This is a genomic window from Alteripontixanthobacter muriae (genome assembly GCF_013336795.1).
GTDB classification, from domain to species: domain Bacteria; phylum Pseudomonadota; class Alphaproteobacteria; order Sphingomonadales; family Sphingomonadaceae; genus Pseudopontixanthobacter; species Pseudopontixanthobacter muriae.
This window is the reverse complement of record NZ_JAAFZT010000035.1, coordinates 393048-415597: the sequence shown is the minus strand read 5'-3', so window position 1 is coordinate 415597 and position 22550 is coordinate 393048. Positions and strand designations below refer to the sequence as shown.

General features: G+C 64.7%; 17 protein-coding genes and 1 pseudogene. 12 read left to right on the top strand and 6 right to left on the bottom strand.

The window, feature by feature from the left end; all coding sequences use genetic code 11:
* Window positions 1–47: 47 nt before the first annotated feature.
* The 4 genes from G7A66_RS11945 to G7A66_RS11930 form a co-directional block, all read right to left on the bottom strand.
* Window positions 48–674, bottom strand: coding sequence for a M23 family metallopeptidase (locus G7A66_RS11945; RefSeq protein ID WP_174296043.1), 627 nt, complete (start codon window positions 672–674; stop codon window positions 48–50).
* Window positions 675–913: 239 nt separating this feature from the next.
* Complete coding sequence (locus G7A66_RS11940) at window positions 914–1705, bottom strand: ferritin-like domain-containing protein (protein WP_408609268.1); 792 nt, start codon at window positions 1703–1705, stop codon at window positions 914–916.
* Window positions 1706–1767: 62 nt separating this feature from the next.
* Window positions 1768–2247: a peroxiredoxin gene (locus G7A66_RS11935; RefSeq protein WP_174295855.1), complete on the bottom strand. Its 480-nt coding sequence runs from the start codon at window positions 2245–2247 to the stop codon at window positions 1768–1770.
* Window positions 2244–5003: a bifunctional [glutamine synthetase] adenylyltransferase/[glutamine synthetase]-adenylyl-L-tyrosine phosphorylase gene (locus tag G7A66_RS11930; RefSeq protein ID WP_232366835.1), complete on the bottom strand. Its 2760-nt coding sequence runs from the start codon at window positions 5001–5003 to the stop codon at window positions 2244–2246. Before G7A66_RS11930 ends, G7A66_RS11935 begins: the two co-directional genes overlap by 4 nt.
* A gap of 66 nt (window positions 5004–5069) precedes the next feature.
* Between G7A66_RS11930 and G7A66_RS11925 the strand changes: the two genes are divergently transcribed.
* Window positions 5070–6788: a M28 family metallopeptidase gene (locus G7A66_RS11925; protein ID WP_232366834.1), complete on the top strand. Its 1719-nt coding sequence runs from the start codon at window positions 5070–5072 to the stop codon at window positions 6786–6788.
* Between the two features lie 42 nt (window positions 6789–6830).
* On the top strand, window positions 6831–7814 hold the full coding sequence (locus G7A66_RS11920; RefSeq protein ID WP_174295854.1) for an agmatine deiminase family protein: 984 nt from the start codon (window positions 6831–6833) through the stop codon (window positions 7812–7814).
* Here the strand turns inward: G7A66_RS11920 and thrS are convergent.
* Window positions 7811–9829: a threonine--tRNA ligase gene (gene thrS / locus G7A66_RS11915; protein WP_174295853.1), complete on the bottom strand. Its 2019-nt coding sequence runs from the start codon at window positions 9827–9829 to the stop codon at window positions 7811–7813. The genes G7A66_RS11920 and thrS overlap by 4 nt on opposite strands.
* A gap of 199 nt (window positions 9830–10028) precedes the next feature.
* Between thrS and G7A66_RS11910 the strand changes: the two genes are divergently transcribed.
* From G7A66_RS11910 to G7A66_RS11875, 8 genes are all read left to right on the top strand, one after another.
* The gene (locus tag G7A66_RS11910) at window positions 10029–10205 is read left to right on the top strand and encodes a hypothetical protein (RefSeq protein ID WP_174295852.1); all 177 of its coding nucleotides are present in this window, start codon (window positions 10029–10031) and stop codon (window positions 10203–10205) included.
* Window positions 10175–10813: a hypothetical protein gene (locus G7A66_RS11905; protein ID WP_174295851.1), complete on the top strand. Its 639-nt coding sequence runs from the start codon at window positions 10175–10177 to the stop codon at window positions 10811–10813. The genes G7A66_RS11910 and G7A66_RS11905 overlap by 31 nt, the downstream gene beginning before the upstream one ends.
* Window positions 10810–11004, top strand: a complete 195-nt coding sequence (locus tag G7A66_RS11900; RefSeq protein ID WP_174295850.1) for a helix-turn-helix transcriptional regulator — start codon at window positions 10810–10812, stop codon at window positions 11002–11004. The genes G7A66_RS11905 and G7A66_RS11900 overlap by 4 nt, the downstream gene beginning before the upstream one ends.
* A 57-nt stretch (window positions 11005–11061) precedes the next feature.
* A complete protein-coding gene (locus tag G7A66_RS11895; protein ID WP_174296040.1) occupies window positions 11062–11850 on the top strand; it encodes an alpha/beta hydrolase in 789 nt (262 codons plus the stop codon).
* Complete coding sequence (locus G7A66_RS11890) at window positions 11850–12716, top strand: tetratricopeptide repeat protein (RefSeq protein WP_206675179.1); 867 nt, start codon at window positions 11850–11852, stop codon at window positions 12714–12716. The genes G7A66_RS11895 and G7A66_RS11890 overlap by 1 nt, the downstream gene beginning before the upstream one ends.
* Complete coding sequence (locus G7A66_RS11885; RefSeq protein ID WP_174295848.1) at window positions 12713–13696, top strand: LLM class flavin-dependent oxidoreductase; 984 nt, start codon at window positions 12713–12715, stop codon at window positions 13694–13696. The genes G7A66_RS11890 and G7A66_RS11885 overlap by 4 nt, the downstream gene beginning before the upstream one ends.
* Before the next feature lie 155 nt (window positions 13697–13851).
* Complete coding sequence (locus G7A66_RS11880; RefSeq protein WP_332310550.1) at window positions 13852–18603, top strand: NAD-glutamate dehydrogenase; 4752 nt, start codon at window positions 13852–13854, stop codon at window positions 18601–18603.
* Window positions 18604–18721: 118 nt separating this feature from the next.
* Window positions 18722–19969, top strand: a complete 1248-nt coding sequence (locus G7A66_RS11875) for an NAD(P)/FAD-dependent oxidoreductase (protein ID WP_174295847.1) — start codon at window positions 18722–18724, stop codon at window positions 19967–19969.
* On the opposite strand, the gene queG is transcribed toward G7A66_RS11875, so the two are convergent.
* Window positions 19953–21023, bottom strand: coding sequence for a tRNA epoxyqueuosine(34) reductase QueG (gene queG / locus G7A66_RS11870; protein ID WP_174295846.1), 1071 nt, complete (start codon window positions 21021–21023; stop codon window positions 19953–19955). The genes G7A66_RS11875 and queG overlap by 17 nt on opposite strands.
* Before the next feature lie 62 nt (window positions 21024–21085).
* Between queG and G7A66_RS11865 the strand changes: the two genes are divergently transcribed.
* Window positions 21086–22108 (top strand): ABC transporter ATP-binding protein, encoded by a 1023-nt coding sequence (locus G7A66_RS11865; protein WP_174296038.1) that lies wholly within the window; start codon window positions 21086–21088, stop codon window positions 22106–22108.
* A pseudogene (locus G7A66_RS14300) lies at window positions 22105–22550 on the top strand (hypothetical protein); the annotation flags it as partial. The gene G7A66_RS11865 and the pseudogene G7A66_RS14300, both read left to right, overlap by 4 nt.

Sequence of the window (22550 nt, the reverse complement as noted above, 5' to 3'; positions counted from 1 at the left end):
ACCGCCTTTGAAGCAGCCCTGCGATCAGGGCATAAGTTGTCCGGCGATCAGTCTTCGCCGCCGCCCATACCGCCCTGACCGGTAGCCAGAGCGAACGCCTGCTGCGCTTCGCTTTCGACCATGTAGGGGATGGGATTGACCGCTTCGCCGTCGATGCGGACTTCGTAGTGCAGATGCGGGCCGGTCGATCGGCCGGTGCTGCCGATATAGCCGATGATGTCGCCCTTCTGCACGCGTTCGCCAGCGGCAACCGCCAGGCGCGACATGTGGGCGTAACGCGTTTCAAGGCGTGCGCCGTGCTCGATGCGGACATAGAGGCCGTAGCTGGAGAAGTTCTTGGCCGTTTCGACCAGGCCGTCGGCCGTGGCATAGACCGGCGTGCCGGTCGGACCGGCAAGGTCAACGCCCTTATGCGCGCGGCGGCCACCGATCACGGGGTGGTTCCGCATCCCGTAGTCGCTGGAGAGGCGCACGCCTTCGACCGGCATGCGCGAGGGAATGGCGATCACGGTGGGCTGCACCGTCTGCACGCCGCCATTGTCGAGCGATTCCCAGCTGGCGAAAAGCTGGCGGAACTGTTCGTCACCGCCGCCGAGCGGCGAAGTCTGCGCATCGCGAACCGGCGCGGTAATGTCTGCAGCGGCGCTGTTGGCGAGAGCCGGCTGTGCCGACATCGCAATGAACGCTGCGGTTGCGATTACCGCTGCCTTTTCCGAAATTTTGCGACCCGAATTACCGTGCGAGGAGATGATTGCGACCAATGTACCCGTCCTTTTTCTCCGGCACCGTAAAGGCACCGCATGACCCCGTTTCCTTGTGCTCCGGCGATCCGTGACCGGAGGTGGAAACTAATTTTCACGAAGTCGGGAACCTTGCCCCGCCTCGTTGATTATCGGGTTAGCCAGTCAAAGCTTTACGAAGCAAGACCAGCATAGAAGTCCTGCGACAGACCGGCGGCGAGACGCGCTGAGTCGTTGAAAGGACCCTTCAGACCCCCTCGAAAGTAGGTTTTCAGTAAGGATTTCCATCGTTTTTGCGGTGAAATCCGTTCGTCGCAGCAGATTGCGACAAAATGCTTCGTGCCAAAGCCGACATGGCGGATCTCGTCGTCAAGAATGCGCTTGAGGATCCGCGCACCTTTTTTGTCCCCTTGCGACTGGACTCGCGCGATCATCGCAGGCGTGACATCGAGTCCCCGCGCCTCGAGCACCATCGGCACGATCGCCAGGCGAGCGGCGACATCATGCGCGGTGCGTTCCGCCGTTTCCCACAAGCCCGCATGGGCGGGCAGCGCGCCATAATGACTGCCCATCCGACGCAATTTGCGGTCCAGCAGGGCGAAATGCATCGCCTCATCCGCTGCGACGGCCAGGAAGTCGGAGACGAACTCCTCGCCCATCTCGGCACCAAACCGGCCTGCCATGTCGAGGGCGAGGTCGATGGCGACAAATCCGATATGGGCAAGGCTATGCCACATGGCGATTCGCGTGCGATCCGACCCGCCCTTGCCTCTTCGCGGCATCTGCGCCGGCGGCAGCAGCGCGGGCTCGCTCGGCCACGCGGGCCGGTCAGGCATCGGCGTATCGAAAGTGAAGGCCAGCCGGCCCAGCCGCCAGCGACGCGCCACGTCGCGAGCCGCCATGACTTTCTCCTGAGGGTCCGCCGTCAACAGAACCGTGACGATTGCGGACGAAACGCCGGGCAGCGATGCGTCATCCTCGCCAGCGGACGGCCCTTGCAATGTGGAGGTTACCTCCCTCACCGTCATCAGAGCGCCTCTACGGCGTCGAGCACTTCCTGTGCATGGCCCTTCACCCGCACCTTGGGCCAGATGCGCAGGATCTTGCCCGCCTCATCCAGCAGGATGGTCGTGCGGACCATGCCCATGTAGGTCTTCCCGTACATCTGCTTTTCGGTCCAGAGGCCCAGAGCGTCCGACAGGCCACCTTCTTCCGCATCGGTCGCCAGCGGCACGGTGAGGCCAAGTTTCGCAATGAAATTGCGGTGCTTGCGCGGCGAATCCTTGCTTATGCCGAGGAGATCGGTGTCCGCAGCGGCGAACCGCTCCTGCAAGGCCGAAAAATCCTGCGCTTCGGCCGTGCAGCCAGGCGTGTTGTCCTTGGGATAGAAGAACAGCACGAGGCGGCGGCCGGGATGCTCGGCGTGATGCCTTGCAGGAGTGACCTGACCTCCTTCAGGAGCTTCCAGACTGATTTCGGGCAGTGCATTTCCGGGTTCGGGAATCATGTTTCGATCTCCAGTTCAATGTCGAACACCGCATTCCAGCAAGCCGCAACCGTTTGGCGCCTTGCCGTGAATTCCTGCACCAGTGCCGCGAAATTCTCCGCGCCGCAGGCCTTGGCAAGCACCGCCTGCGCCGCGGCAGGCGGGCGGGTGAGATCGGGCGCGACAAGACGGGCTGCTACCAGCAGGCAGGTCATGAACCGCTCTGCTTCCGCCAATCCGCCGGTCGGCATTCCGGCGGCGGTAAGCTGCGCGATGGCTTCGGGCAGGCGAGGCGTGAAAGCCACCTGCTCTCGCAATTGCAGAAAATGAACGATGAATTCCAGATCCACCAAGCCGCCGCGCAGCAGCTTTGCATCGAGTATTCCGCGGGGCTGTTTGTGCGCGGCCATATCTGCCCGCATACCCAGAACCGCTTCCTTCAGATCGGCTGCTTCATGCGGGGCAGACAGGATGTCGCGGATCAGCGCCTGCAGATCGCTCCGCGCATCGCGAGACCCGGCAAGCGGCCGCGCGCGGGTCAGCGCCATATGTTCCCACGTCCATGCCTGTTCCCGCTGATAGCGCGCGAAGCTTTCCATGCTGACGGCCAGCGGACCCTGGTTGCCCTGGGGCCGAAGCCGCGTATCCACCTCGTAAAGAGCGCCCTGAGCGGTTGGCACGCTGAGCGCGGCGGAGACCCGCTGCGCCAGCCGGTTGAAATACAAGGTCGCGCCCAGCGGCCTCGGCCCATCGGATTCGCCCTCGTGCGAGCCGGAGAAGAGATAGACGATGTCGAGGTCGCTCGCGTGAGTCAGAAATCCTCCGCCCAACCGGCCGAGGCCCAGTACGACCAGCTCCGCCCCCGGCACCTTGCCGTGCTTTTCGACGAAGACCGCTTCTGCCGCGGCTACGGCCACGCGAATGGCGGCCTCTGCCGTGTCGGAAAGCGCCGCCGCGATCTCGAGCGGATCATGCGCAGCCTCGATCAGTTGCACGCCCAATGCGAAGCGCGTCTCGCCCGTGACCACGCGAATGCGGTCGAGCACGTCCTCGTAATCCGAACCGAGCGCCATAGGACGTGCGGCCATCCGCGCCGCCAGCGCACCGACACCGCCGGGCAGGTCGAATGCCGACCGGTCGATCAGCGTGTCCAGCAGTTCAGGGCGCCGCCCCAGTTCGTCAGCCAGCGGAGGCGCGAGTGACAGGATGCTGATCAGTTGCGAAAGCAGCGCTGGCCGCGCGGCAAGCAGGCGGAAGAGATTGATGGCTGATGGCACGGCGGCAAGAACCCTCTCCCAACGCAGGATGGCGCGGTCAGGCTCCGGCGCTTCGGCAAGCGCGGCCAGCAGATCGGGCAGCACATCGTCGAACGCCTGCCGCGCCCCTTCGCTGCGCAGGGCGCGGTAACGGCCGTCGCTCCACCCCTCGATGCGGGCGGCAAGCGCGGACGTATCCTCGAAACCGAGATTCGAGAGCCGCGCCGCCAGAGTGCCGGCGCTGTCCGCCACCCCAGATGCAGCGGGCGTATCTTCCTCGATCAGCGCGTCGAACCGTCGCCCCACCACTTCGGTCGTCTGCGTCAGCCCTGCGACCAGGGCGGGGCCGTCAGCCAGACCGTCGAGCCGGGCAACATTGTCCAGGGCCGCTCCGCCGGGCAGTTCGTGAGTCTGCTGATCCTCGACCATCTGCAGGCGATGTTCGACAATTCGCAGCCGGTCATAAGCTTCACCAAGTTGCTGCGCATCCTCCGGTCCGATGCGCCCCGCAGCCGCCAGTGCATCCAGAGCAGGCCGCGTGCCGCGCTGCCGCAGGGTCGGGTCGCGCCCGCCATGCACCAGCTGGTGAGTCTGGGCGAAAAACTCGACCTCGCGAATGCCGCCGCGCCCGTGCTTCACGCTGTAGCCCCGGCCCGGAACGCGCGGCCCGTCGTGACCCGCCCTGATCCGCAGGGTAAGACGGCGGATCGCATCGATGGCGCCAAAATCGAGGCTGCGCCGCCAGATGAAGCCGTCGATGGCCGACAGGAATTCACGCCCTGCCGCAATGTCGCCGGCGCAGGACCGCGCCCGAATGAAAGCCGCGCGCTCCCAGGCAAGAGCGCTGGATTCGTAATGCACCAGCGCCGCTGCGGTGGAGATCGCAAGCGGGCTGACCTCGCTTGCCGGGCGAAGCCGCAGATCGACCCGGAAGACATACCCTTCCGCCGTGTTCTGCGACAGCATCTGCACGATGTCGCGGGCATAGCGTTGCGCCGCTTCGCCGGGCTCGTCACGTGGACGGCGCGGCAAGGTTTCCGCGTCATAGAGCAGGATCGGATCGATGTCGGAGCTGTAGTTCAATTCGCGCGCGCCATGTTTGCCGAGCGCCAGCGCCAGAAAGCCGGCGGGCTCCGTATCTGGTACGCGGCGCAGGATGGCAGCGGTGATCGCCCGGTCCAGCGCCCGGTCGGCAAAGGCGGACAGCTCCTGCATCACCCGGTCGAGCGTGAACGCGCCGGCAAGATCGCCGACAGCCAGCGTAACGGCCAGGGCCAGCTTCTCGCGCCGAAGAGCGACACCGGCATCGCCGATGCCCTCGCCTGCCTGCTTGGCGAGATTCAGCGCATCCTCGCCGCTCCCTTCATCAAGCAGGCCGGCGATCCCGGGCAGGCGCTCCAGCCCGCGGGCGAGGAACGGCCCATGGTTGCGCGCCCGCTCCAACGCGCCTTCCCAGTTCGCTGCCTGTTCCGCACCTGCCATTGCCCCGCCCTGCCCCAGCACCGATTGCGGGGCAACCATATCTTGCCCAGCCCGGACCGGTCTGTAATACGAGATGCATCACGTAATCCGAGGTCGAGGGCTTTTATGATCCGCAACATTTTCGCTACTGCCATGCTGAGCGGCACGGCCCTTGCGCTGGCAGGCTGCAGCACTACGCAATCCGGTCAGGACCAGACCCGTCCCGCGACAATGCTGGGCGATGCGTCCATTCCCGACGTCGCCCCCGGCACCATCGACCTGTCGATCATGAAAGACGTGACGCGCACTCTCTCGTCCGACGAATTCGAGGGCCGCGCGCCCGGCACCGTTGGCGAGGAAAAGACGGTTTCCCTGCTGATTGACCGCTTTGCCAAGGCCGGACTGCAGCCCGGCAACAAAGGCTCATGGGTGCAGGAAGTGCCGCTCGTAGAAATCACCGGCAGCGATTACGCGCCCCTCACCGTCGCCGGCAATGGCGAGGCCATGCGCTTCGAATTCGCCGACGACTGGGTCGGCGTCACCTATCGCGAAAATGAACGTACCGTTCTGGACGACAGCGAGCTGGTCTTTGTCGGCTATGGCATCAACGCCCCTGAGAAGGGCTGGAACGATTATGCCGGCGTGGACATGAGGGGCAAGACCGCCGTCATCCTCGTGAACGATCCCGATTACGAACAGCAGGGGATGGAAGGCGACTTCAACGGCCGCGCCATGACCTATTACGGCCGCTGGACCTATAAATATGAGGAAGCCGCGCGGCAGGGCGCTGCCGGTGCCTTGATCATCCACGATACCTACCCGGCCGCCTATGGCTGGAATGTCGTGGAATCCAGCTGGAGCGGCCCGCAGAGCTTCGCCCAGACCGCGAATGGCAACATGGACGAAACGCAGGTCAACGGCTGGATCCAGAAGCCTGTCGCCGAACGCATCATGCAGGCGGCGGGGCAGGACCTTTCGGCCCTGAGCGCACGGGCGAAGCAGCGCGGTTTTCGTGCCGTACCGCTGGGGCTGACGGCCTCCACCAGCTTCGATAATGCGATTCGCAAGTTCCAGTCGAAGAACGTGATCGGCATCCTGCCGGGCAATGAACGTCCCGACGAATATGTCATGCATACCGCGCATTGGGATCACCTCGGCCGCTGCACTCCCGACGCGACCGGTGATGACATCTGCAACGGAGCGATCGACAATGCGACCGGCACCGCCGCTCTGGTAGCACTTGCGGAAGCGCATGCCGATGCCGGACCGGCCGAACGCAGCCTCGTGTTCCTTGCCGTCACGGCCGAGGAACAGGGCCTGCTCGGCAGCGAATATTATGCTGCCAATCCGGTCTTCCCGCTGTCGCAGACCGTCGGCGGCGTAAATATGGACGCAATGTTCATCGCCGGGCCTGCCCGCGACGTGACCGTCGTCGGCGGCGGCAAGAGCGAGCTCGACGCGTTTCTGACCAAGGCGCTGCTGGCGGAAGGCCGCCGTGCCACGCCCGAACCGACGCCGGAAAAAGGGTACTACTACCGCTCCGACCATTTCAGCTTCGCCAAGCGCGGCGTGCCGATGCTGTATGTCGATGGGGGGGAAGATCTGGTGACAGGCGGTGTCGAAGCAGGCGCTGCCGTGGCGAAGGCCTATACCGAAAGCGCCTATCACGGTCCCAATGACGAATATGATCCCAATTGGGACTGGTCTGGTGCGCTGAACGATCTGCAGCTGTTCTACCGTCTGGGACGGATGATGGCGATGAGCGAGGCCTGGCCGAACTGGGTCGAAGGGGACGAGTTCAAGGAAGCTCGCGACGTCAATTGCGCCAATGGTCTGGGCTGCTGAACTCGGCCGCTGGCGCGATTGCTGCAAGGGATCCGCGATAGGATGAGCGTGATCATGCCGCCCGAATGGGCGCCGCAGGACTGGTTATGGATCGGCTTCCCGCATGCGGCGGAAGAATGGCCCGGCCATCTGTCCCGCGCGCAGGAGCAGATCGCCGCCTTCGCCAATGCGGTGGCCGAAAGCGGACAGGAAGTCCGCCTGCTGGTCCGAGATGCCGCGAACGAGGCGCATGCCCGCACTCTGGTGAGCGGCGGGGTCACACTGGAACGGCGTGAATTCGGCGATATCTGGCTGCGCGATACCGGGCCGCTGGTGGTGCAATCCCGCGGCGTTCGGGAGGCGAGGCGTTTTGCCTTCAACGGCTGGGGCGAAAAATACCGGATGCCGGGTGACGAGACCATCGGCGCCGAACTGGCCGATGATGCAGGTCTGCCGCTAACCACGGCAGACTGGATTCTGGAAGGCGGCGCAGTGGACGGCGATGGAACCGGCCTGGTCGTCACGACCGAACAATGCCTGCTGAACCCGAACCGGAACCCGTCGCTAACCCGCTCCGAAATCGAAGAGCGGCTGGCACGCGATCTCGGCTTCGGCCGCGTGCTCTGGCTGGGTGACGGGCTGATCAACGACCACACCGACGGGCATGTGGACAATCTTGCCCGCTTCGTCGCAGCCAACACGCTATGCCTACCGCGCGCCACCGGGTGGGACGATCCGAATGCTGCGATCTACGCCGACGCCAAGGCGCGGGCTCGGGACTTCGGGGTTGAAGTGCGCCAGATCCCCTCGCCCGGGCTCATCACGCGCGGCTACCTGATGGAGCCCGCCAGCTACGTGAATTTCGCCATCACCAGCAAGCTGGTCGTGGTGCCGACCTTCGGTAGCCAGCACGATCCCGACGGCGTTGCCGCCATTGCCGAACTGTTCCCTGACCGTGCCGTCATCGGCCTGCCGGCCGATGCAGTGTTGGCCGGCGGTGGCGGGTTCCACTGCGCCAGCCAGCAAATGCCTGCCTTAGCAGCTTAATTGCGCTGGTCTGGTGCCGCCGCCCCTTCGGTCAGCATCTCCACGGCTTCCTCCAGCGATATGACCCGCTGGTCCTTTTCACCGAGCGTCCGAATGGCGACGGTGCCTTCCTCGGCCTCGCGCTTGCCGACGACGAGCAGGTGCGGAACCTTGGCGAGGCTGTGTTCTCTGACCTTGTAGTTGATCTTCTCGTTGCGCAGGTCTCTTTCCACCCGCAGCCCCGCATCGCGCAGGCGCTTCATGACCTCGCCGGCGTAATCGTCGGCATCGGACACGATGGTTGCGACCACCGCCTGCACCGGGGCGAGCCACAGCGGCAGCTTGCCGGCATAATGTTCGATAAGGATGCCGATGAAGCGTTCGTAGCTGCCGAAGATTGCCCGGTGCAGCATGACCGGGCGGTGCTTATTGCCATCCTCGCCCACATAGGTCGCGTCCAGCCGTTCGGGCAGCACCCGGTCCGACTGGATGGTGCCGACCTGCCAGGTGCGCCCGATGGCGTCGGTCAGGTGCCACTCCAGCTTGGGCGCATAGAATGCGCCTTCGCCTTCCAGTTCTTCCCAGCCGTAATCGTCGGTGGCCATGCCGGCCTCGCGCACGGCATTGCGTAGTTCCTCTTCCGCCTTGTCCCAGTCTGCGTCGGAGCCGAAGCGCTGTTCTGGCCGGGTCGCCAGCTTGATCGAGTAGCCTTCGAAACCAAGTTCGCGATAGACACGGTCCGCCAGCTCGCAGAACTTGCGAACCTCGGCGACGACCTGCGCTTCGGTGCAGAAGATATGCGCATCGTCTTGCGTGAACTGGCGCACGCGCATCAGCCCGTGCAGCGCGCCGTGCGGTTCGTTGCGGTGGCAGCAGCCCATCTCGCCCAGCCGGATCGGCAGGTCGCGATAGGAAGTGATGCCCTGCTTGAAGACCAGCACATGGGCCGGGCAGTTCATCGGCTTCAGCGCCATCCATTGCGCATCGTCCGACACCAGCGCGCCGTCATCGGTGCTGTTCGGCACTTCGTCGGGGATGACGAACATGTTCTCGCGATATTTACCCCAATGGCCGGACTGCTCCCATTGCCGGGCATCCATGACCTGCGGCGTCTTGATCTCCTGATAGCCGCCGCCATCCATCGCCCGGCGCATATAGCTTTCGAGTTCGCGCCAGATCTTGTAACCGTTGGGATGCCAGAAGACGCTGCCATGCGCTTCTTCCTGCAAATGAAACAGGTCCATCTCGCGGCCCAGCTTGCGGTGATCGCGTTTGGCCGCTTCTTCCAGCCGCTCCATGTGCTGGGCGAGCTGCTTCCTGTTCAGCCAGCCGGTGCCATAGATGCGGCTGAGCATCGCATTCGACTGGTCGCCGCGCCAGTAGGCACCCGACACCCGCGTCAAAGCGAAGGCCTGCGGGTCGAGCTTGCCGGTGCTGGCGAGATGCGGGCCGCGGCAGAGGTCGAGCCAGGTGTCCTCGGCGCCGATGGGGCCGGAGTGGTAGACCGTCAGCGGCTCGCCTTCGGGCAGTTCGGCGGCCCACTCGGCCTTGAAGCTTTCGCCCTGTTCCTGAAACCACGCGATCAGCCGGTCGCGGTCCCATTCCTCGCGGATGAGCGGCTTGTCGGCGGCAATGATCGCACGCATCCGCTCCTCGATGACCGGCAGATCCTCTTCGGTGAAGGGTCCGCGTTCGGCAGAGGGCGCGAAGTCGTAATAGAAGCCGTCATCGGTCGCGGGGCCGAAGGTGATCTGCGTATCGGGCCACAATTGCTGCACCGCTTCGGCCAGCACATGCGCGTAATCGTGGCGGGCGAGCTCCAGCGCCTCCGCCTCGTCGCGGCTGGTGATCAGGGCCAGCTGCGCATCGCCTTCGAAGGGGCGCGTGATGTCGCGCACTTCGCCATCGACACGAGCTGCGATGGCCGCCTTGGCAAGACGCGGGCCGATCGCTGCCGCCACATCCGCCGGGGTCGTCCCGCGCTCGACCTCGCGCGCGGTACCGTCGGGCAGGGTGATTCGGATCATCTCGGACATGTAAAGGCAGCTCGTCAGTCGAAAGGAAGGGAGGGCGACTAGATAGAGGCGGATTGCTCAGATGGGAAGCGCCCAGCCGGGACATCGGGCCGCGAGTGCGCGCCCGACCAGCGCCCTTGTCATTTAGGAAAGCAAACTTGACATACTTCATTCGGAGGATGTAAAGCTTACCTTACAAAGTGCCAAGGGAGATTGTCTTATGCCCAATGTCGTTCGCGCCCTTTCATGGGCTGCCGCCATGCTGTTCATCGCCGGGATGGGAAGGGCCAGCTTCATGGATACCGAGCTTTCGCAAGGTTTGCTGATCGTGATTCCGGCGTTGGCAGTCCTGACCTTGCGCCGCGGATGCCGCGCGACCTGCGCGGTGAAACCATGATGGCCCAGGAGAGCGCCAGCGGCTGGCGGCAGCGTCCGGGCTTCTATGCCGGCATGATGCTGGGCTCGTTCGGCGCTATCGCCGGGTTGAGGCTCAGCGGTGCGATCAACGCGCCGACCGGCTTCATCCTGATGGCCGCCGCCATGCTGTGGATGGTCCCGCTGGTGCGGACGGGAATGGACAGGCAAAAGCGCTGCGGCATGCTGAGCCCGGCTATCGTGCGCTACAACCGCCGCTTCATGCTCGCATCCTTCGGCTATATGCTCGGCCTCGGCATAGCAGTGTGGCTGAACGAGCGGTTCGACCTGGCCGGCGCGGTCGCCTTTGCCGTCGCGCTGCTGCCGGTTGTCCCCACGCTCGCGATGGTATGGACCATGGCGCGCTATCTGGTCGAAGAGGATGACGAATATCTGCGCCACCGCTCGATGATCGCCAATCTCGTCGGGCTTGGCGCGGTGCTGTCGGTGGGTTGTTTCTACGGTTTTCTCGAGACGTTCGAACTGGTGCCCCATGTGCCGGGGTGGTGGGCGGTGCCGGTCTGGGCGATCGGCATGGGCGCGGGGCAGGGCTGGATGGCGCTGCGCAAGAAAGACCGGGCCGAAGGATGAAGAACCGCCTCAAGGTGCTGCGCGCCGAGCGGGACTGGACGCAGAGCGATCTGGCCGAACGGCTGGCCATCTCGCGCCAGAGCGTCAATGCGATCGAAACAGGCAAATACGATCCTTCATTACCGCTCGCCTTTCGGATTGCCGCACTGTTCGCCATGCCGATCGAAGAGATCTTCGTGCCCGAGAATTGAATCGGCCCTGCAGGCGCTACCTTGCATGCCGCTCAAGCCAAGCCCATCTCGGCCGATATGCAGGATATCGCCTACCACTCCATGCCATGCGGGCGCCGCATCGCCTTTCGCCACGCTCCGCCCGCAGCTCTCGATTCGCGGCCCACCCTCGTGTTCCTGCCCGGCTACATGTCGGACATGGACGGCGGCAAGGCCACGGCCCTGTTCGCCCATGCACAGGAACAGGGGCGCGGATGCCTGCTGCTCGACTATTCCGGGTGCGGCCGTAGCGGAAGCGACTTCGCGGATGGAACGCTAAGCCGCTGGCGGGATGAAGTGCTGACCCTGATCGCCGAGCGGGTGAGCGGGCCTGTGACCCTTGTCGGCTCCAGTATGGGCGGCTGGCTGATGCTGCTGGTCGCGCTCGGTCTCGCGTCAGGAAGCAGCCGCCTTGCCGGAATGGTGGGCATCGCCGCCGCGCCCGACTTTTCCGACTGGGGCTTCGAAGCCGATCAGAAAGCGCAGCTTCGCAGGGGTGAGACCGTGCTGGAGGACAATCCCTACGGACCCGAACCGACGCCTACATACGCCTCGTTCTGGCAGGATGCGGTCGGGCACGAAATGCTCGGCAGCGCCGTGCCGCTGGATTGCCCTGTCCGCCTGCTGCACGGTCAGCGTGATGCCGATGTGCCGTGGCAGACGAGCCTGCGCCTCGCCGAAGCGCTCGGTTCGGAAGACATACAGGTTCTGCTGGTCAAGGGTGCGGACCACCGCATGTCGAGAGACGAGGATGTCGCGCTGCTCCTGCGCGTGATCGACGATCTCGACCCTTTCGCGAAATCGACGAAAGGTTTGCCATGTCCCTGATGCTGCTGTCGCCGTTCGCCGTCCTGACGATGCAGGCCGCACCCTTCGAACTGCCGATCCAGCCTCTGCCGATCCCCCGACGGGATCGCGCGGAGCAGAACGCCGAACCCACAGAAGATGCCGCATTGCGGCGGCTGGCGACTTGCCTCGCGACAATCGCCAGCGGCAATCCTGCCGAAGGGCTTGGTCAGGCCCGTTCATGGGTCGCGCAGGAACCCGGCCTTGCTGAGGCCCGGCATTGCCTGGGTGTCGCACTCAGCCAGTCCGGCGATTACCCGGCAGCGCGCCGGGCGTTCGAAGCGGCACGATCTTCAGCCGAACCGACCAATGCCGCCGCGCTTGCCCGCTATGGTGCTCTTGCCGGCAACAGTGCGCTGGCGGCCGGAGACACCGAGGCCGCTGTCGCGCTCTTGTCAGGCGCGGAAGCGGATGCGCTGGCCACGCAGCGCCCCGACCTGGCTGCCGAGATCGCCATCGACCGCGCTGTCGCCCTGCTGTCTGCAGGACGCGAGGCGGAGGCTGCGTCGGCCCTGCAATATGCGCGCGAAACCAATGCGGAGGACGGGCAGGCCTGGCTGCTGTCGGCCACCCTGTCGCGGCGGATGAACGATCTGGAGCGGGCGCAGATACAGATCGAGCGCGCCGCCGCCCTGTTGCCTCGTGACCCCGCAACCGCGCTGGAGGCTGGCACCATCGCCATCCTGTCCGGACGCGAAGACGCCGCCCGCAAGAGCTGGCAATCCGCCATCGACCTTGCCCCGCAAAGCGCCGAAGCGGAGACCGCGCGCACCTATATCGCGCAGATCGCGCCAGCCGCCGCTGAGGTGCAAGTGCCGCCCCCGGCACCACCACAGGATACGCCATGACCCAATATTCCGTTCTCGACCTCGTGCCGGTGCGCGAAGGCGGCACCCTTGCCGCTGCCTTCGCAGAAGCGGCGGAATTCGCTCAAGTAGCCGAAAAAACCGGCTGCAAGCGGTTCTGGGTCGCCGAACATCACGGAATGAACGGGATTGCGGGCGGGGCGACAGCAGTCGTGCTGGCGCATATCGGCCATGCCGCCAGCACCATCCGCATCGGGTCGGGCGGGATCATGCTGCCCAATCACAACCCATTCGTGATCGCGGAACAATTCGGTACGCTGGATGCCCTGTTCCCCGGGCGGATCGACTGCGGGCTGGGCCGCGCACCGGGCGCCGACGGGCGCATCGCCCACGCGCTGCGCAAGGACCCGCGCGCCGCTGCCGAGAATTTTCCCCAGGACGTGCTGGAACTGCGCAGCCTGTTCGCAGGCGACAGCGCCCTGCCCATTCGCCCCACACCGGGATACGGCGCCGATGTCGAGATGTGGATGCTGGGTTCCAGCCTGTTCGGGGCGCAACTGGCGGCGCAGCTCGGCATGCCTTATGCATTCGCCAGCCATTTCGCACCCGATCATCTGGATGCAGCGCTGGAACTCTACCGCCGCAATTTCCGCCCGTCCGAGGCTTGCGAGAAACCGCATGCCATGGCGGCGATGACCCTGTTCGCTGCGCCGACGCAGGAAGAGGCGGAGTTGCTGGCCTCGTCGCAGCAGCAGAGCTTCGTCAGGCTGCGCACGGGAAATCCAGGGCAATTGCCGCCGCCTGTTGCCGATTTTCGCGCCAGCCTGCCGGTGCAGGCGCAGATGATGCTCGATCATCTGTCACAGGCCAGCGCCATCGGCACGCCCGAAACAGTGCGCGACAAGGTCCAGGCCTTCATAGACCGGACCGGAGCGGACGAGATCGTCTTTTCCGGTGCGACCTTCGATCCCGCCGCGCGGACCCGCTCGCTGGAGCTTGCCATGGACGTACTGAACGGCTGAGCATTGCCTGCAAGGCCGTAACGTCAGGCGCGCAGAAATTCTCGGCGCGAGTGGTTGCGAGGCGTGCGGCATCGTCCTATTCCGGGGGGCGAATATTGCTGCATCGTGCGGCAAGAATATAACACGGCCCGCTGCCGGGCCGACGGAGCAAACGCGTGGGTGCCAACAAGTCGCAGGATGCCGCAATCGACACTCTTGTCGAGGAACTGACCGAACGGATCTGCGATTCGCTCCTGTCGGGCGACACGCCTTTCCAGCGTGAACGGGTCACGGATGCCGCGCGCTTCATGATCGAAGCGGCTTCTCCGCGCATATCCGGCGAACCGGCCCTGTGCCTTGCGACCGAGAGCGATGACCGCCGCTACATGCGGATCGCCGTCATCAATGACGACATGCCGTTTCTGGTCGATTCCGTGGCCGCGACCATCGCCGCGCAGGGGCTTGCGATCGACCGGCTGGTCCATCCCGTGCTGCCTGTGGAGCGCGATGCCGGCGGCAGGCTGACCCGCATCGGACACGAAGAGACATCCTCGGCAGACGATCTCCCCCGCGAATCGATGATCTATATCGAAACCACCCGCGTGGATGCGCGCCAGCGCCGCGACCTGGAGGCTGCCCTCAAGGTCACCTTGGCCGATGTGCGCGCGGCGGTGGAGGACTGGACCGAGATGCGCGCCAAGATGCGCGCCGATGCCGGCCATATCGCCGCTGCGGATGAAGAGGGTGCCGCGCTGCTGGAATGGCTGGAGAGCGGCACGATCACCCTGCTCGGCCATCTGACCCGGCACCGCGATGGCAGCACCGCAGACGCCATGGGCATCTGCCGCGAAAGCGTATCGCAGATCCTGGCCGAACAGTCCTATGACCGCGCCTTCGCCTGGTTCGACGATCCGGCCAACGCAAGCGCCCGCCTTCCGCTGATCGTGAAGGCCAACCGGGTCAGCAAGGTGCATCGCCGCGTTCCGCTTGACCTGTTCATCGTGCCCATCCGCGAGAAGGCAGACGGGCGGGTGACGGCGCTATCGATCCATGCCGGTGTCTGGACCAGCGCAGGGCTCGCCGCAGCACCCTCGCAGGTGCCGCGTCTGCGTGATCAGTTGAAAGGGCTGCTGAGCGATCTCGGTTTCTCGACCTCGGGCCATGCCGGCAAATCGCTGATCCATGCGCTGACGTCCTTGCCACATGACCTCGTCATCGGCTTTTCCGACAGCGACATCGAACGGGTCGCGACCACCATGATGAGCCTGGTGGACCGCCCCCGCCCGCGCCTCGCGCTGGTCGAAGCGCCGCTGTCGCGCCATCTCTTCGCCTTCGTCTGGCTGCCGCGCGACATGCTGTCGACGCAGGTGCGGCTGCAGATCCTGCAACTGCTGGAAGAAGGCGCCGAAGCCGAATTGCTGGACTGGAGCCTGCAAGTCGAAGGCGGCAATCTCGCCATGCTGCGCTTCGTTCTCGACATTCGGGACGGTGATACGCCCCCGTCCGAAGAAGCCATGGAAGACCGTTTGCAGACCATGCTGCGCGGCTGGGGCGAAGCAGTCGAAGGCGAACTTGCGGCAACAGGCGATTCCGGCCGTGCCGCCGCCATCGCCAGCCGTTTCGCCGAAGCCTTTCCGCAAAGCTACCGCGCCGAATATGGCGCGGCAGAGGCTGCACGCGACATCGGCCGCCTGCGCCGCCTGAGCCTTCTGGAAACGAGCGCCGCCGATGCGCCGCGCCGCGACACCCGCCTCTACAGCCTCGATTCCGATCCGCACGACCGCCTGCGCCTGAAGATCTACGAATATGAAGGCAGCCTGCCGCTCTCCGACGCCGTCCCGGCGCTGGAGAACTTCGGCTTCCGCGTGCTGGGCGAGATACCGACCGCGCTGGACGGCGGTAAGCTTGGAACGATTCACGATTTCATGCTCGAATTGCCTGAAGGCGTCGAGGTCGAACCGATCCTGGAACGCTCCAGCGCCATCGAGGAAGCCATTGCCGCAGTGCTGAACGGCAATGCGGAGGACGATACCTTCAACCGGCTGGTGGTCGGCACCGGCCTTTCCGCTGCCGAGGCCGAGTGGCTGCGCGCCTTTTACCGTTACCTGCGGCAGGCGGGCATGAGCTTCACCATCTACACGGTGGTGGATGCGCTGCGTCTTGCACCGGGGATCACCCGCGCACTGATAAATCTGTTCGTTGCCCGGCATGACCCTGCATTCGAGGGAGATCGGGAAGAAGCGTCCGAGCGCCACCGCGAAGCGATCCGTCAGGGGCTGATCGACGTCGTGGCGATCAACGACGACCGCCTGCTGCGCCTGTATAATTCGCTGATCGATTCCATTCTGCGGACCAACGCTTTCGCTCCGGCAGCGGAAGAAGCGCTCTGCTTCAAGATCGATTCCAGCCTGTTGCCGAATCTGCCCAAGCCGGTGCCATGGCGCGAAATCTTCGTCTATTCGCGGCGGGTTGAGGGCATTCACCTGCGGGCCGGAGCCGTGGCGCGCGGCGGAATTCGCTGGTCCGACAGGCGCGACGACTTCCGCACCGAAGTCCTCGGCCTGATGAAGGCACAACGCGTGAAGAACGCCGTCATCGTGCCGACGGGCGCGAAGGGCGGCTTCTATCCCAAGCAGCTTCCCGACCCCGGACGCGACCGCGAAGGCTGGGCCGCGGAAGGGCAGGCGGCTTACGAATTGTTTATCCGCACGCTGCTGTCGATTACCGATAACATCGTGAACGATGACGTCGCGCACCCTGATGGTGTCGTCATCCACGACGGGAACGATCCCTATTTCGTGGTGGCGGCGGACAAGGGCACGGCACGCTTTTCCGATATCGCGAATGCCATCGCCGAAAGCCGGGACTTCTGGCTGGACGACGCTTTCGCCAGCGGCGGATCGCAGGGTTACGATCACAAGGCGATGGGCATCACTGCGCGCGGCGCCTGGGTTTCCGTACAGCGCCATTTTCGCGAAATGGGTGTAGACGTTCAGAACGACGTCATCCGCGTTGTCGGTTGCGGCGACATGTCGGGCGATGTGTTCGGCAACGGCATGCTGCTGTCGAAGACGTTGAAACTGGTCGCGGCGTTCGATCACCGCCACATCTTCATCGATCCCGATCCCGATCCTGCCAGAAGCTGGCAGGAACGCAGCCGCTTGTTCGAACTGCCCCGGTCGAGCTGGGAAGATTACGACGAGAGCCTGATTTCCAGCGGCGGCGGTGTCTATTCGCGCAAGCGCAAGACGATCGAACTGTCGAAGGAAGCGCGCCGCGTGCTGGGCGTTGAACAGAGCGAACTCGATCCGGATTCGCTGATCTCCGCCATTCTCAAGGCGCCTTCCGACCTTCTGTGGTTCGGCGGCATTGGCACCTATATCAAGTCTTCGGCCGAGAATAATGTCGATGTCGGCGATCCTGCCAATGACGCCTTGCGCGTCGACGGGCGCGATGTGCGTGCGCGGGTTATCGGCGAAGGTGCCAATCTCGGCGTGACCCAGGCGGGCCGCATCGAATTTGCCCTGTCCTCTGGTGCAGAAGGCGGCCGGATCAACACCGACTTCATCGACAATTCCGCCGGAGTCGATTGCTCGGACAATGAGGTGAACATCAAGATCGCCCTTGCCGCTGCCTGCCGGGCAGGCGAGTTGAACCTTGAGGATCGCAACAAGCTTCTCGTCAGCATGACGGACGAAGTTGCGGCCATCGTGCTCGAGGATAATCGTTTGCAGGCGCTGGCCCTGTCCATCGCCCAGATCGGCGGCGCGCAATCGACTGCCGCGCATCTGCGCCTGATCGAAACGCTTGAAGACCGCGGCGCCTTGGACCGGCGAACCGAGGGACTGGCCGATAACGAGTCCCTGACCCGCCGTGCGGCGGACGGCACAGGGCTCACCCGGCCCGAACTGGCGGTGCTGCTTTCCTCCACAAAGTTGGTGCTGCAGGATGCCATCGAGCGGAGCGATCTGTCGCAGGACGCCTTCCTGGAGGGCAATCTGCTGCGCAGCTTCCCCGAACCGATGCGCGAGGAGTATCGCCCGCAAATTGAAGCGCACCGCCTGCGGAAGGAGATCATCGCGACCGATCTCGCCAACCGGATGATCAATCGGCTCGGCCTCGTTCATCCCTTCGAACTGGCGGAGGAAGAAGGCGCCACATTGGCCCAGGTCGCCTCGGCCTTCGTCTGTGCGGAACGGCTGTTCTCGATCTCGGATATCTGGCGGTCGCTGGATGAGACGGAAATGCCGGAAACGGCGCGTCTGCTGCTGTTTGACCGCGTGGCAACCGCCATGCGCAGCCAGATGGCCGACCTGCTGCGCGCCGGAGCGGGCATTGCCCCGCCGTCGCAGGTCGTGGCCGCTCTGGATGCGGGCATCGATCAACTGTCCGAAGGCACATCGACTCTGCTGGCTGCCGAATCGCGCCAGCACTCGGCCAAGCTGCGGGCGGAACTGGTTCAGCAGGGTGCACCCGAAGCCCTGGCGGCGCGAGTAGCGCACATGTTCGACATGGACGGTGCGGTCGGCCTTGTCAGCCTGTCACGCGATACGGGCATCGGCGTGCGGCGCTTGACCCAGGCCTTCACCGATCTTGGCAGCAGGCTGGGACTGGACTGGGCGCAGGTCACCGCCACGCTGATGACTCCATCGGACGTTTGGGAGCGGCTTCTGGTGTCGGGCCTTGCCCGCGATTTCCAGCAGATGCGGCTCGACTTCCTGCGCCGCCTGGCGATGGCCAGTCAGCCCGAAGGAGCGGCTCACGGCGAAATGGACCCGGAAGAAACCGTCAAGCGATGGGCCACGGACCATGCCGAGGCGATCCGGCAGTTTCGTTCGGTCATCGCCAGGGCGCAGACGCAGGCGCCAGTCGCGCCTTCCATGCTGGCGCAGATCGCCAGCCAGGCGCGCAATCTGCTCGGCCGGTAAGGTTCTTAAATGTGTCACGGAGCGGGGTATCAAATGCCCTCCCGCGACACACATTTCGACCGCCAATTCCCGCCCTGCGGCTTGACGCGTCGCCTCAATCTGCGCCACTTCTTGCCGCATGGATTTCGCAGATGTCATAATCGTCGGTACCGGGCACGGCGGCGCGCAAGCGGCCATTGCGCTGCGGCAAGCCGGACACGATCAATCCGTCATGATGATCGGACGCGAGAGCGAGGCACCCTACGAACGCCCGCCTCTTTCCAAGGACTACCTCAGCGGCGAAAAGCCATTCGAACGCATTCATATCCGCCCACCCGCCTTCTGGGCGACACGCGACATCACCCTGCGCCTGCGGACATCCGTTACCGAAGTGGACTGGATGGACCACCGCGTCACCCTGTCCGACGGTTCGCAGGTCGGATATCGCAAGCTGATCTGGGCCGCAGGTGGCGACCCGCGCCGCCTCTCCTGCTTAGGCGCGGATCTGGACGGGGTTCATTCGGTCCGCAATCGCGCCGATGTCGACCGGATGAAGGCCGAACTGGCTGCGGGCGCGAAGCGGGTCGTCGTCGTAGGTGGCGGCTATATTGGCCTGGAGGCGGCGGCTGTCCTGCGCAAGCTGGGCTGCGAAGTCGTGCTGCTCGAAGCCATGCCGCGCCTGCTGGCGCGCGTCGCAGGTGATGATCTCAGCCAGTTCTATCTGGCAGAACACCGGGCACAAGGCGTCGATATACGCCTGGAAACAACCGTTGACTGCATCGAGGGGGCGGACAGTGCGGGCGGTTCGGGCCGGCAGCATGTCACAGGCGTGAAGCTGCACGATGGCAGCACCGTCCCTTGCGACATGGTGGTGGTGGGCATCGGCATCGTGCCGTCCATCGGGCCGCTGATCCTTGCCGGTGCAGCGGGTGCGAACGGGGTGGACGTCGACGAATATTGCCGCACCTCGCTGGACGATATCTACGCCATCGGCGATTGCGCGGCTCACGCCAATTTCTTCGCCGAAAATGCGGTGATCAGGCTCGAATCGGTGCAGAATGCCAACGACATGGCCAGCGTCGCGGCGAAGGCGATCATGGGCGACAAGCAGCCCTATGCCGCCTTTCCCTGGTTCTGGTCGAACCAATATGATCTGCGCCTGCAGACGGCGGGGCTCTCGCTCGATCATGATGAGACAGTGCTGCGCGGCGATCCGGCCACGCGAAAGTTCTCGGTCGTCTATCTGAAGGAAGGCCGGGTCATCGCGCTCGACTGCGTGAACAATGTGAAGGATTATGCGCAGGGCCGGAAGCTGGTGGAGGCCCGCCTTTCGCCAGATCGCGCCCTGCTGGCCGATCCGGAAGTCCCGCTCAAGTCGCTTCTCTGAGCCGCTCTGCCGCCCAATTTGCGGCCTCCGCGACGATCGGGTCCGCATCCCCCATCAAGGGCTCGACATGTGCCAGCAGTGACCCGTCGCGGCTGTTTCCAGCAGCGATCAGGCAGTTCCGCACGAAACGGTCCCTGCCGATGCGCTTGATGGGCGAACCGGAGAACAATTGCCGGAAACCCGCATCATCCAGTCCGAGCAGATCGGCCAGCGCCGGTGCCGCCAGTTCGGCGCGCGGCAGGAAGGCCCGGTTACGGGCGGCGAGATCGGCGAATTTGTTCCACGGGCAAACGGCCAGACAATCGTCGCAGCCATAGATGCGGTTGCCCATGGCCTCGCGGAACTCCAGCGGGATCGGCCCCTTGTGCTCGATGGTGAGATAGGAAATGCAGCGCCGCGCATCCAGCCGGTAGGGCTGCGGGAAGGCGTTTGTCGGGCAGGCGTCCTGACACGCGCGGCATGATCCGCAGCGGTCCGGATGACGCACATCGGGCGTGAAGGGCACCGTGCAATAGATCGCACCCAGGAACAGCCAGCTGCCATGGGTGCGGCTGACCAGATTGGTGTGCTTCCCCTGCCAGCCGATGCCCGCCGCCTCGCCCAGCGGCTTTTCCATCACGGGTGCGGTATCCACGAAGACCTTCAGTTCGGTTTCCGGCAATCCGCGCCGGGTAGCCTCCGCCACCAGCCACCGGGCCAGTGCCTTCAGCGCCTTCTTGACCGTGTCGTGATAGTCCCCGCCCTGCGCATAGGTGGAGATGCGCGCGATCTCCCCCTTTTCGGCAAGCGCGAGCGGGTCGCTCGTCGGAGCATAACTCATGCCCAGCGCCAGAACGCTGGCCGCATCGGGCCACATGGACTGCGGCCCGCAGCGTACATCGGCGCGCGCCTCCATCCAATCCATCGATCCGTGATACCCCGCAGCCAGCCATTCCTGCAGACGCCGGGTGCGCAGCGGATCGTCGGTTGCCGGGGCGAAGCCGATGGTGGCGAAGCCCAGCCTTGCCGCTTCGTCCCGCAGATCCGCCTGCAATTCGGCGATCTGTGTCGCCATCCGGGCGATTGCTTCCGCTATGGGGGTTGCTCCTGTTAACCGGCGCGCTGTATCTGCCGGGCATGACAATGGTAGGGGATCGGCCTGTGACGGGCAACGCAGATCGGCAGGGCTTTGCCGTGAAGGACAGTGCTGGCGAACGGAGCGACCGCCCTCTGGCGCTGGAGGCACGCGGGCTGGTCAAGCGGTTCGATGGCGTTCTCGCAGTCGACGGAGTGGATATAGCGGTGCCGCAGGGAGCTATCTACGGCATCCTCGGCCCGAATGGTGCGGGCAAAACCACGACCCTTCGCATGTTGCTCGGCATCATCGACCCCGACGAGGGGGTGCGCCGGGTTCTTGGCCATGACCGTCCCCATGATATTGCCCGGCTGATCGGCTATCTGCCCGAAGAACGCGGGCTTTACCCTTCGATGAAGTCGCAGGACGCGATCGCTTTCATGGGCGCGCTGCGCGGTCTGCCTCTGGCCGAAGGGCGCGACAGGGGCAGCGCTCTGATGGAGGAACACGGGCTTGGCCATGCGGTCGACAAGCAGATTCGCCAATTGTCCAAGGGCATGGCCCAGACGGTTCAATTGCTCGGCACGCTGGTTCACCGCCCTCGGCTCGTCGTGCTGGACGAGCCTTTCTCCGGCCTCGACGCCATCAATCAGGGGAAGCTCGAGCGCCTCATCCGCAGCCTGGCCGATGAGGGCACCACGGTCATCTTCTCCACCCACGTCATCGCTCATGCCGAACGGCTTTGCGAAGGGATCGCCATCATTGCTGGCGGCAAGGTGCCGTTTACCGGCCTGGTCGACGAAGCGCGCGACCGCATTCCCGCACAGGTGAGGCTTGAAACCAAGGCGCAGGGCGGCACATGGCGCGCAGCCCTGCCCGCCGACGCCCGGCAGGAAGGCGACTTCTGGTTCTTCTCCCTGCCGGATACCGGCATTGAACCGCTGCTACGCGCGCTGATCGAGGGAGAAGCCGGAATCCTGTCGCTTTCGATCGAGAGAGCCGGCCTGCATGACGCCTTCGTGCATATCGCAGGCGAAGCTGCCGCCGCCGAACTGGACCGCAACGCAGCGGAGAATGGCCAATGACCGAGATCGAAGAGGCAGCACCAATTCGCGAGCATATCGCGCATGGTCATATCGAACGCCTGTCCACCTGGCAGGCCGCCTATGTCATCGCGCGCCGCGACTTCACCGCGATCCTTTTCAGCAAGGCCTTCCTGTTCTTCCTGATCGGGCCGCTGTTTTTCATCGCCATCAGTGTCGGTGCGGGCTTTCTTGGAGCGAAAGCCGCCGACAGTGCCGACGAACCGCGCCTCGCGGTGGCACTCAGCGCCGAGGAAAGCGCCCGCTTCGCTGCGTCCTGGGAAAGGACGGCGGAACTCGTCACCCTCCCGCGCATGGAGGTGGTCGCGCCGAATCGCGCAAGCGACATGCAGGCCCTGCTAGCCGATGACGATGCCAATGTGGCGGCGGTCCTCACCGGATCGCTGACGCAACCGACATTGACCGGCACTGCCGACCGACTGGA

Bases quoted from the DNA above. Each gene is read 5' to 3' on its own strand.
- G7A66_RS11945 (WP_174296043.1), bottom strand. From the start codon at position 674: ATGTCGGCACAGCCGGCTCTCGCCAACAGCGCCGCTGCAGACATTACC.
- G7A66_RS11935 (WP_174295855.1), bottom strand. From the start codon at position 2,247: ATGATTCCCGAACCCGGAAATGCACTGCCCGAAATCAGTCTGGAAGCT.
- G7A66_RS11930 (WP_232366835.1), bottom strand. From the start codon at position 5,003: ATGGTTGCCCCGCAATCGGTGCTGGGGCAGGGCGGGGCAATGGCAGGT.
- G7A66_RS11925 (WP_232366834.1), top strand. From the start codon at position 5,070: ATGATCCGCAACATTTTCGCTACTGCCATGCTGAGCGGCACGGCCCTT.
- G7A66_RS11920 (WP_174295854.1), top strand. From the start codon at position 6,831: ATGAGCGTGATCATGCCGCCCGAATGGGCGCCGCAGGACTGGTTATGG.
- thrS (WP_174295853.1), bottom strand. From the start codon at position 9,829: ATGTCCGAGATGATCCGAATCACCCTGCCCGACGGTACCGCGCGCGAG.
- G7A66_RS11910 (WP_174295852.1), top strand. From the start codon at position 10,029: ATGCCCAATGTCGTTCGCGCCCTTTCATGGGCTGCCGCCATGCTGTTC.
- G7A66_RS11905 (WP_174295851.1), top strand. From the start codon at position 10,175: ATGCCGCGCGACCTGCGCGGTGAAACCATGATGGCCCAGGAGAGCGCC.
- G7A66_RS11900 (WP_174295850.1), top strand. From the start codon at position 10,810: ATGAAGAACCGCCTCAAGGTGCTGCGCGCCGAGCGGGACTGGACGCAG.
- G7A66_RS11895 (WP_174296040.1), top strand. From the start codon at position 11,062: ATGCAGGATATCGCCTACCACTCCATGCCATGCGGGCGCCGCATCGCC.
- G7A66_RS11890 (WP_206675179.1), top strand. From the start codon at position 11,850: ATGCTGCTGTCGCCGTTCGCCGTCCTGACGATGCAGGCCGCACCCTTC.
- G7A66_RS11885 (WP_174295848.1), top strand. From the start codon at position 12,713: ATGACCCAATATTCCGTTCTCGACCTCGTGCCGGTGCGCGAAGGCGGC.
- G7A66_RS11875 (WP_174295847.1), top strand. From the start codon at position 18,722: ATGGATTTCGCAGATGTCATAATCGTCGGTACCGGGCACGGCGGCGCG.
- queG (WP_174295846.1), bottom strand. From the start codon at position 21,023: ATGGCGACACAGATCGCCGAATTGCAGGCGGATCTGCGGGACGAAGCG.
- G7A66_RS11865 (WP_174296038.1), top strand. From the start codon at position 21,086: ATGACAATGGTAGGGGATCGGCCTGTGACGGGCAACGCAGATCGGCAG.